Source organism: Clostridium uliginosum, from assembly GCF_900112485.1.
Classification (GTDB): Bacteria; Bacillota; Clostridia; order Clostridiales; family Clostridiaceae; genus Clostridium; species Clostridium uliginosum.
In genome coordinates, this window is sequence record NZ_FOMG01000010.1 from 103,670 (window position 1) to 113,169 (window position 9,500).

The following is a 9,500-nucleotide window of genomic DNA, read 5'->3' on the forward strand; positions in this document are numbered from 1 at the left end:
TTTGAGGGATAGTTTATGAATTATGTTTATATTGTAGAGTGTTCTGATGGAACTTTTTATACTGGATGGACAAATAATTTGACCAAAAGGATGGAAATGCACTCAACGGGAAAAGGCGCAAAATACACAAGGGGAAGAGGACCAGTAAAACTCTTGTATTATGAAGAGTTTCAAGAAAAGACACAAGCTATGAAGAGAGAATATGAAATAAAACAACTGAACAGGAATAAAAAACAATTGTTAATCCAAAATTACAAAAAATAAGGTATTGCGGGGTGGGAGAAAATGAAGGTTACAATTAAAGAGGTTGCTAAAGAAGCAAATGTCTCAACATCAACTGTATCAAGGGTATTATCTGATAGTCCACAGATAAGTGAAGAAACTAAAGAGAAAGTAAGAGAAACTATAAAAAAATTAAAATATAAACCTAATGCAATAGCTAGAAGTTTAGCTAATAATAAAACAAAAATATTAGGAGTAGTATTACCCAATGAAGCACAAGATTTAGTGAAAAATCAATTTTTTATTCAAGCAATGAAGGGCATGAGTCTTTATGCTCAGAGTAAGAACTATTATATAGCATATGCCTTTAGCCAAGATGAGGAAACTGAAGTAAACCATGTAAAGGATTTTATAAGTAGTAATTTAGTTGATGGGATATGTTTATTAAGAGCTAAAGAAAATGATAGTAGCATAAAATATTTAAAAGATACAAACTTTCCATTTGTAATTATAGGAAGACCAGAAAAAACGGAAGGGGTATTATGGGTGGATAATGATAATTTTAAAGCTACTTATAACTTGGTAAGTAAACTTATTGAAAAAGGGCATAGAAACATTGCATTTTTGGGAGCACGACAAGACTGGAATATGACTAAAGACAGAATAAATGGGTTTAAAGTTGCATGTGAAATGAATGGAGTTTTAATAAGTAATAAAAATATAATAATAAAATCAGAATTTACTGAAAAAGAAGGAGTAGATGCAACTAATGAGTTATTAGAACATGTAATGCCAACAGCAGTTGTAGCTGAAGATGATATTTTAGCATTTGGAGCTTTAAAAGTGTTTAATGAGAGAAATATTAACAATATATCATTAATAGGATTCAATAATACTAAATTAGCAGAATTTCAAACACCACCATTGGCATCAATAGATATTAATGCTTCAGAATTAGGATATTATGCAAGCAAAATTTTAATTGATGCTTTAGAAGATAAACAAACAAATATTAATCATTATATAGTTGATACTAAATTAATAGAAAGAGAATCATTAAGATAGAATTATATTTTTTTCAGGAGTAAGTGTTCTAGGGTTTTATGCAATCTACGCAACCGATTGCGTGAAATCCTTTGTAAATAGAAGAAAATACTATGAAAACGTAAGCATAAACCTTAAATTTATTTAAATTAATGCTTATATAAGTTTTGTAATTAGCTATTTAAATTGTTATAATTTAAGCAAAGATGAAGAATAGGAGCATAGTATGATTATAGTAAAGTATAATCAAATAAAGAGGCAAACTATTTACATACTTTCAATGATATAAATATTATTGAATTTATTTTTTAAATTATGCAAACGGTTGCGAAAAAAGGAAGTGTTTTATGAAAAAGATTTGGTGGAAAGAAGCAGTAGGATATCAAATTTATCCAAGAAGTTTCAAAGATTCTAATGGTGATGGTATTGGAGATATACAAGGAATAATATCTAAGTTGGATTATTTAAAAGATTTAGGCATAGATGTAATTTGGATATGCCCTATGTACAAATCACCTAATGATGATAATGGATATGACATAAGTGATTATAAAGATATAATGGACGAGCTTGGGAACATAGATGATTTTGATGAACTTCTAACGCAAGTTCACCAAAGAGGAATGAAATTAATTATTGATTTGGTTGTTAATCATACAAGTGATGAACATGAGTGGTTTATAGAATCAAAATCTTCAAAGAATAATCCTAAAAGAGATTGGTATGTTTGGAAAACAGGCAAAGATGGTAAAGAACCTAACAATTGGGAAAGCATATTTAAAGGTTCAGCTTGGAAATATGATGAGACTACAGAAGAATATTTCTTACATTTATTTACCCAAAAACAACCGGATTTGAATTGGGAAAATTCTGAAGTGAGAAATGAAGTATATAAGATGATAAATTGGTGGCTTGATAAAGGTATTGATGGGTTTAGAGTTGATGCAATAAGTCATATAAAAAAGGATCAAACTTTTGAAGATATGCCAAATCCAAATAATGAAAGATATGTTTCTTCATTTGATAAGCACATGAATTTTCCTGGAATTCATAGATTTTTAGCTGAACTTGCAGATAATACTTTTGAGAACTATGACATAATGACTGTTGGAGAAGCAAATGGTGTTGATTCAGAAGAAGCTGAACTTTGGGTTGGAGAAGAAGATGGAAAGTTTAATATGGTATTTCAGTTTGAACATCTTGAATTATGGGATTATGATTCAGATTTAAAATTTTCCGTTAAAGCATTTAAGGATGCATTAACAAAGTGGCAATATAATTTAAATGGGGTAGGATGGAATGCATTATTTATAGAAAATCATGATATTCCAAGAGCAGTTTCAAGTTGGGGAAATGATAAAGAATATAGAGTAGAATGTGCGAAAGCATTTGCATTAACATATTTTATGCAGCAAGGAACACCATTTATATATCAAGGACAAGAATTAGGAATGAAAAATGTTCAATTTAAAAATATTGATGAGTATGATGATGTTAAATGCATTAATGAGTATAAAGAAAAAATTGGAAGCGGTGTATCTGAAGAAGAGGCAATGAGGCAAGTATGGGCTACATCAAGAGATAATGCACGTACACCAATGCACTGGGATAATAGTGAGTATGCAGGATTTTCTAATGCTAAACCTTGGATTGGAATAAATCCTAATTATAAGCAAATTAATGTTTTAACAGAACATAATGATCCAAATTCAGTACTTAATTTTTATAAAAAAATGATAAAAATAAAAAAACAAAGTGAAACGCTAATATATGGGAATTATAAACTTATATTAGAAAATGATGAACATATTTATTCATATATTAGAGAATTTGAAGGGGATAAATACATAATTATATGTAATCTTTCAGATGATGAGTCTGAATATTGTTATAAAGATGAAAAGTTAAATTATTCTAACTTATTATTATCAAATTATGAAGTAAAAGAACATAATATTATAAACAAAATCTTATTAAAACCTTGGGAAGCTAGACTATATAAAATTTAGGCACATTTGAAAAAATAACAGACCAGTATGCTTGTCTATTTTGCGCCATAAGGAAGCTCGACTCGTATACACTTGCTGAGTAAGTGATTCACACAAAATCATTTTTCAATAAGGTTAACGCCCTTTGGTTGTTAACTAAGTTCGAGAAATCAAATGTAGAATGCTCACAGAGAAAGTTTGAGCAACCAAATATAAAATTTGGACTCTCACTTATCTACTCACGTCGGAAAGTTCAGCTAATAGCTCGCTATTAACTAAACTTACCTCATTGTCTGACACTAAATATATGACACATATTTGGTCTGTTATTTTATTTCATGTGACTTAATGAAATGTTGGAGGATGAGTAATGAAAAAAAATAATTTAGTATCATTTGAATTTTGGCAAAAACTTGGAAAATCTTTACTTGTTGTTGTTGCAGTAATGCCAGCAGCAGGATTAATGATCTCATTTGGAAAACTGATAGGTATGTCATTTGATGCAAACTTCATGCATACTGTTGCAAAAGTCATGGAAGACATAGGTTGGGCAATAATTGGTAACTTACATATTTTATTTGCAGTTGCGATTGGTGGATCATGGGCAAAAGAACGTGCAGGTGGAGCATTTGCCGCACTTATAGCATTCATTCTTACAAATCGTATTACAGGGGCACTATTTGGTGTTACTGGAACTATGTTAACTGATCCAAATGCTACTGTAACTTCATTATTTGGAGGAACTTTACAAGTACCAAATTACTTTACATCAATACTTGGAGCACCAGCTTTAAATATGGGAGTATTCATAGGAATTATTTCAGGTTTCTTAGGTGGATGCTTATATAATAAGTATTATAACTACAATAAATTACCTGATGCATTATCATTCTTTAATGGTAAACGTTTTGTTCCGTTTGTTGTAATAATAGGTTCAACAATTACAGCAATAATACTTGCAATATTTTGGCCTTTTGCACAAAGTGCATTAAATTCATTTGGACAATGGATAGCTACATCTAAAGATACAGCTCCAATTTTAGCACCATTTGTTTATGGTTCATTAGAACGTTTACTTTTGCCATTTGGCTTACATCATATGCTTACTATACCAGTAAACTATACAGAGTTAGGTGGAGTATATCATGTAATAACAGGAACAGCAGCAGGAACAGCAGTTGCTGGACAAGATCCTTTATGGTTAGCATGGATAACAGACTTAATAAATTTAAAAAATTCAGGAGATACAGCAGCATATACTAACTTATTAAATACAGTTACACCGGCTAGATTTAAAGCAGGTCAAGTTATATTATCTTCAGCATCCTTAATAGGTGTAGCATTTGCAATGTACAGAAACGTTGATGTAGATAAGAGAAAAAAATATAAATCAATGTTTTTATCAGCTGCTATAGCAGTAATTTTAACTGGAGTTAGTGAACCGATTGAATTTATGTTTATGTTTGTTTCACCAATTCTTTATGGTGTACATGCAGTTTTAACTGGTATAGCATTTGCATTAGTAGATATTATAAACTTAAGAGTTCATGCATTTGGAGCGATAGAATTAATAAGTCGTACACCTTTACTAATTAAAGCAGGATTAATTATGGATTTAATTAACTTTATAATAGCATGTATAGTATTCTTTTTAATAAATTACTTTGTAATGAACTTTTTAATTAAGAAATTTAATATTCCAACTCCAGGACGTAAAGGAAATTATATTGAAATGGAAGGGGAAGATGATACAGCAGACAGCAAAATGAAAAATAATAGTGGAGATACTAAAGGGGATGCAGTTGCAGTAAAGGCTATTTCATTATTAGGGGAAAAGGAAAATATTGTAGAAGTTGATGCATGTATGACTCGTTTAAGAGTAACGGTTAAGGACTTAAGTTTAGTTGCTAATGTAAATGAATGGAAGAAAAATGGTGCTATAGGATTAGTTGTTAAGGATAAGGGCGTTCAAGCAATTTATGGTCCTAAAGCTGATGTATTAAAATCAAATATTCAAGATATATTAGGAGTGTAATATAAGGTGAAGTTACTAACTTTAAATTGTCATTCATGGCAAGAAGATAACCAATTAGAAAAGATTAAATATTTAGCAAAAGTAATAAATGAAAAAAAATATGATGTAATAGCATTACAGGAAGTAAGTCAATTAATAGATTCAGAAACTTATTCTGGAAATTTAAAAAAGGATAATTTTGCAGTAATATTAAAAAATCTTTTGAATGAATATGATTTTCATTGGGACTATTCACATATTGGTTATGATAAATATGAAGAAGGTCTTGCTATATTTACAAAGCATAAGATAATTAATAAAAAATCATTTTTTATTACAAAAAGTGATAATATAAATTATTGGAAAACAAGAAAAGTTGTTAAAGTTACAATTGACTATAAAGGAAAAAATTTGGATTTGTATTCTTGTCACTTAGGTTGGTGGAAAGATGAAGAAGAAACATTTAAGTATCAAGTTGATAAGCTTATAAAAACGATTAATACTAATACACTTACTTTCTTTATGGGAGATTTCAACAATAATGCATTCATTAGAGGAGAAGGATATGATTATCTACTTAATAGTGGATTAATAGATACTTTTAATTTATCAAAAGAAGTAGATTGTGGTATCACTGCAAAAGGGAAAATAGATGGATGGGATAAAAACAAAGAAGAACTTAGATTAGACTTGATTTTTTCAAATAAGTCAGTAAATGTTATAAGTTCAAAGGTAATATTTAATGGTCAGAATAAAGAAATCATCTCTGATCACTATGGGGTTGAAGTTACCTTAGAGATATAATATAGTAGCTAGCAAGGGGCTGTCTCAGAATTACCAAGTGAAGTAATAACAAAGAAATAGAAATAACATTTATTAAAGAAGACTAGAAAAATTTCGCTAATAGTTTCTAACATTTAAAATTGTACCCATAAAAGATTGCTCCTAATATGCATTAGGACAATCATTTATGGAACAACTTCAAATGAAGAAACTCTAAGCTTATTTTTCAATGCTTCTTACACAAATGTTATTTCTATTTCTTTTTTTGAATATACATCATATCATTAAATGATTTGTATTATGAGACAGCTCCTTTATTGTATAAATCTTTTTATATTTAATATTACAACATTTAATTACATAATAGGATGTAATATTTCCTAAGAAATAATAGTTTAAATAAGTGCTTAAGAAGATAATATGTCTAAAAATTACAAAAATAAAGAAAGTTGATAAAAATACTAGTTATTTATTGACATAGATATTAAAGCGTGTATAATAATATTTAACAAATTAATATTTTGACAATTTAATCTTATTAAGAGTGGTGGAGGGACTGGCCCTTTGAAACCCGGCAACCTAAAAAACATTTTGATTTAATGTTTTTAGTTGGTGCTAATTCCTGCAGGAGTTTATCCTGAAAAATAAGAAGAAATTTAAACGTTATTAAACGTATATTGAAATTTTTAAGTCACTTCTTATTTAATTAAGAAGTGACTTTTTTATTTTTAGAAAATTTTAAACTAAATAGGGGGCTAATAGTATGAGCAATAAAAAATATTTTGAAACATATGCAGTTAGGGGGGCATCTTGCGGGGATAATGTTACTGGATCAATAAGTTATCCAATTTATCAAACGGCAACATTTAAACATGCTGGATTAAATAACAGTACTGGATATGACTATTCAAGAGTTAAAAATCCAACAACAGAAGAATTGGAAAAGACAGTAGCTTTATTGGAAAATGGGAAAGGGGCAATAGCATTTTCTTCGGGGGTTGCAGCTATTACAGCATGCATTTACTTATTTAAATTTGGAGATCATGTGATATTGTCAGATGATCTATATGGAGGAAGTTTTAGATTATTTAATCAAACATTTAAGAATTTTGAGGTTAATTCTACTTTTGTAGATACAACAGATACTAACAATATACTTAATGCTTTAACTAAAAAAACAAGGGCTATATTTTTAGAAACTCCATCTAATCCAACAATGAAGGTAACAGATATAAGTGCTGTAGCTAAAATATGTAAAAAAAATAATCTGTTATTAATAGTAGACAACACTTTTTTAACACCATATTATCAAAAACCATTAGATTTAGGGGCAGATTTAGTAATACATAGTGGAACTAAATATTTAGGTGGACATAATGATGTATTATCTGGATTTGTAGTAGCAAATGATGAATCACTAATTGAAAGATTAAGAAATATTAATATGTCTACAGGAGCAGTTTTATCTGCATTTGATTCTTGGTTAATTTTAAGAGGAATTAAGACTTTGCATATAAGATTAGATAGAGCTCAAGAAAATGCTATAAAAATAGCACAGTTTTTAAATAATAATACTAATGTAGAAAAAGTATATTATGTTGGATTAGAAGATTTTGAAGGATATGAATTAAATAAATCTCAAGCAACAGGATTTGGATCAACATTATCGTTTAGGCTTAAAGATAAGAACTTAGTACCTAAAATATTAGAAGAAGTTAAAGTTATAACATTTGCAGAAAGTTTAGGTGGAGTAGAAACATTAATTACTTATCCATATACACAAACTCATGCTGATATTCCAGAGCAAATTAAACAAAGACTAGGTATAGATGAATATTTACTAAGATTATCTGTTGGGGTAGAGAATATATATGATTTAATAGAAGATTTAAAAAGAGTGATTGGGGTGTAAAATATGAATTTTGGAACTAGATTATTACATGGAAGTGGAGATATAGATAAAAACACAGGTGCATTAAGTACACCTATATATCAAACATCAACATTTCATCAATTTGATATAGACAACTTTGGAAAGTACGATTATTCTAGATCAGGAAATCCAACTAGAGATGCTTTGGAGAATTTAATAGCAGAACTTGAAAGTGGACAAAGAGGACTTGCGTTTTCATCAGGAATGGCTGCAATTTCTTCAGTGCTATCAATATTTTCTGCGGGAGATCACATTATAATTTGTGGAGATGTGTATGGTGGAACATATAGAGCTTCAACACAATTATTTTCAAGATTTAATATTGAATTTACTTTTGTTGATGCATCAAATATTGAAGAAATAAAAAATGCATTTAAAGAAAATACGAAGGGTCTTTATTTAGAAACTCCATCAAATCCATTATTAAAAGTTACTGATCTAAGAGCTGCAAGTAAGTTAGCTAAAGAACATGGAACAATTACAATAGTTGATAATACTTTTATGTCACCATATCTTCAAAGACCATTAGAGCTTGGTGCCGATATAGTTGTTCATAGTGCAACTAAATTTTTAGGAGGACATAGTGATGTTATAGCAGGACTTGTTGTAACAAAAACTAAGGAATTAGGAGATAGAGTTTATCAAATACAAAATACATTTGGAGCTATACTTGGACCACAAGATTGTTGGCTTATAATTAGAGGAATAAAAACATTAAAGGTTAGAATGGATGCAGCTCAAAATAATGCAGATAAATTAGCAAATTGGCTTGATAAAAGAAAAGAAGTAGAAAAAGTATACTATCCAGCACTTAAATCGCATGAAGGAAGAGAAGTTCATTTATCACAAGCAGATGGAGGAGGAGCCGTATTATCTTTTAAATTTAATAGCTTAAAGAGAACTAAAATATTTTTAAATAATGTTAAAAATGTAGCTGTTGCAGTAAGTTTGGGTGGGGTTGAAACAATAGTTTCATATCCGGTTAAGATGAGTCATGCATCAATTCCAAAAAAGGAAAGAGATAAATTAGGAGTTACAGATACATTAATTAGAGTCTCTGTTGGACTTGAAGATATTAAAGATTTAATAGATTCATTTAAAGAAGCTATTGAATTATAAGGAAAAAGGGGCTGCATCAAAATTACCAAGTGAATTAATAACAAAGAAATAGAAATAACATTTATTAAAGAAGACTAGAAAAATTTCGCTAAGGCATATGAAACAAAATAACAAGTCAAAGATGTGATGTATATTTTGAGTCAGACAAGGAAGTAATATTAGCTAATAGTAGACTATTAGCTAATATTACTGACGCAGTATCACTCAAAATAGACTAACATACTGACTTGTTATTTTGTTGAATATGCCTGAAATTTTCTAACATTTAAAGTTGTACCCATAAAAGATTGCTCCTAATATGCATTAGGACAATCATTTATGGAACAACTTCAAATGAAGAAACTCTAAGCTTATTTTTCAATGCTTCTTCCACAAATGTTATTTCTATTTCTTTTTT

The 9,500-nt window shown here is 29.1% G+C and carries 7 protein-coding genes and 1 riboswitch; all 7 genes read left to right on the forward strand.

Features of this window, described 5'->3' with window-relative positions:
* The first annotated feature begins 15 nt into the window (after positions 1-15).
* The 7 genes from BM027_RS08790 (at position 16) to BM027_RS08820 (ending at position 9,103) form a co-directional block, all read left to right on the forward strand.
* Positions 16-264: a GIY-YIG nuclease family protein gene (locus BM027_RS08790; RefSeq protein ID WP_090090935.1), complete on the forward strand. Its 249-nt coding sequence runs from the start codon at positions 16-18 to the stop codon at positions 262-264.
* Positions 265-285: 21 nt separating this feature from the next.
* Complete coding sequence (locus BM027_RS08795) at positions 286-1,287, forward strand: LacI family DNA-binding transcriptional regulator (RefSeq protein WP_090090937.1); 1,002 nt, start codon at positions 286-288, stop codon at positions 1,285-1,287.
* Between the two features lie 326 nt (positions 1,288-1,613).
* Entirely contained in the window at positions 1,614-3,275 is a 1,662-nt protein-coding gene (locus BM027_RS08800) for a glycoside hydrolase family 13 protein (protein ID WP_090090938.1), read from the forward strand.
* A 349-nt stretch (positions 3,276-3,624) separates the two neighbouring features.
* Positions 3,625-5,289, forward strand: coding sequence for a PTS transporter subunit IIBC (locus BM027_RS08805; protein ID WP_090090940.1), 1,665 nt, complete (start codon positions 3,625-3,627; stop codon positions 5,287-5,289).
* Positions 5,290-5,295: 6 nt separating this feature from the next.
* Positions 5,296-6,072, forward strand: coding sequence for an endonuclease/exonuclease/phosphatase family protein (locus tag BM027_RS08810; RefSeq protein WP_090090942.1), 777 nt, complete (start codon positions 5,296-5,298; stop codon positions 6,070-6,072).
* Between the two features lie 511 nt (positions 6,073-6,583).
* Positions 6,584-6,702: riboswitch (SAM riboswitch) on the forward strand.
* 112 nt (positions 6,703-6,814) lie between these two features.
* Positions 6,815-7,963 (forward strand): trans-sulfuration enzyme family protein, encoded by a 1,149-nt coding sequence (locus BM027_RS08815; RefSeq protein WP_090090944.1) that lies wholly within the window; start codon positions 6,815-6,817, stop codon positions 7,961-7,963.
* Positions 7,964-7,966: 3 nt separating this feature from the next.
* The gene (locus BM027_RS08820; RefSeq protein ID WP_090090946.1) at positions 7,967-9,103 is read left to right on the forward strand and encodes a trans-sulfuration enzyme family protein; all 1,137 of its coding nucleotides are present in this window, start codon (positions 7,967-7,969) and stop codon (positions 9,101-9,103) included.
* Positions 9,104-9,500 lie beyond the last annotated feature (397 nt).

What these genes read in the sequence shown, in the direction of transcription:
- BM027_RS08790 (WP_090090935.1), top strand. Translation starts at nt 16, where the DNA reads ATGAATTATGTTTATATTGTAGAGTGTTCTGATGGAACTTTTTATACT.
- BM027_RS08795 (WP_090090937.1), top strand. Translation starts at nt 286, where the DNA reads ATGAAGGTTACAATTAAAGAGGTTGCTAAAGAAGCAAATGTCTCAACA.
- BM027_RS08800 (WP_090090938.1), top strand. Translation starts at nt 1,614, where the DNA reads ATGAAAAAGATTTGGTGGAAAGAAGCAGTAGGATATCAAATTTATCCA.
- BM027_RS08805 (WP_090090940.1), top strand. Translation starts at nt 3,625, where the DNA reads ATGAAAAAAAATAATTTAGTATCATTTGAATTTTGGCAAAAACTTGGA.
- BM027_RS08815 (WP_090090944.1), top strand. Translation starts at nt 6,815, where the DNA reads ATGAGCAATAAAAAATATTTTGAAACATATGCAGTTAGGGGGGCATCT.
- BM027_RS08820 (WP_090090946.1), top strand. Translation starts at nt 7,967, where the DNA reads ATGAATTTTGGAACTAGATTATTACATGGAAGTGGAGATATAGATAAA.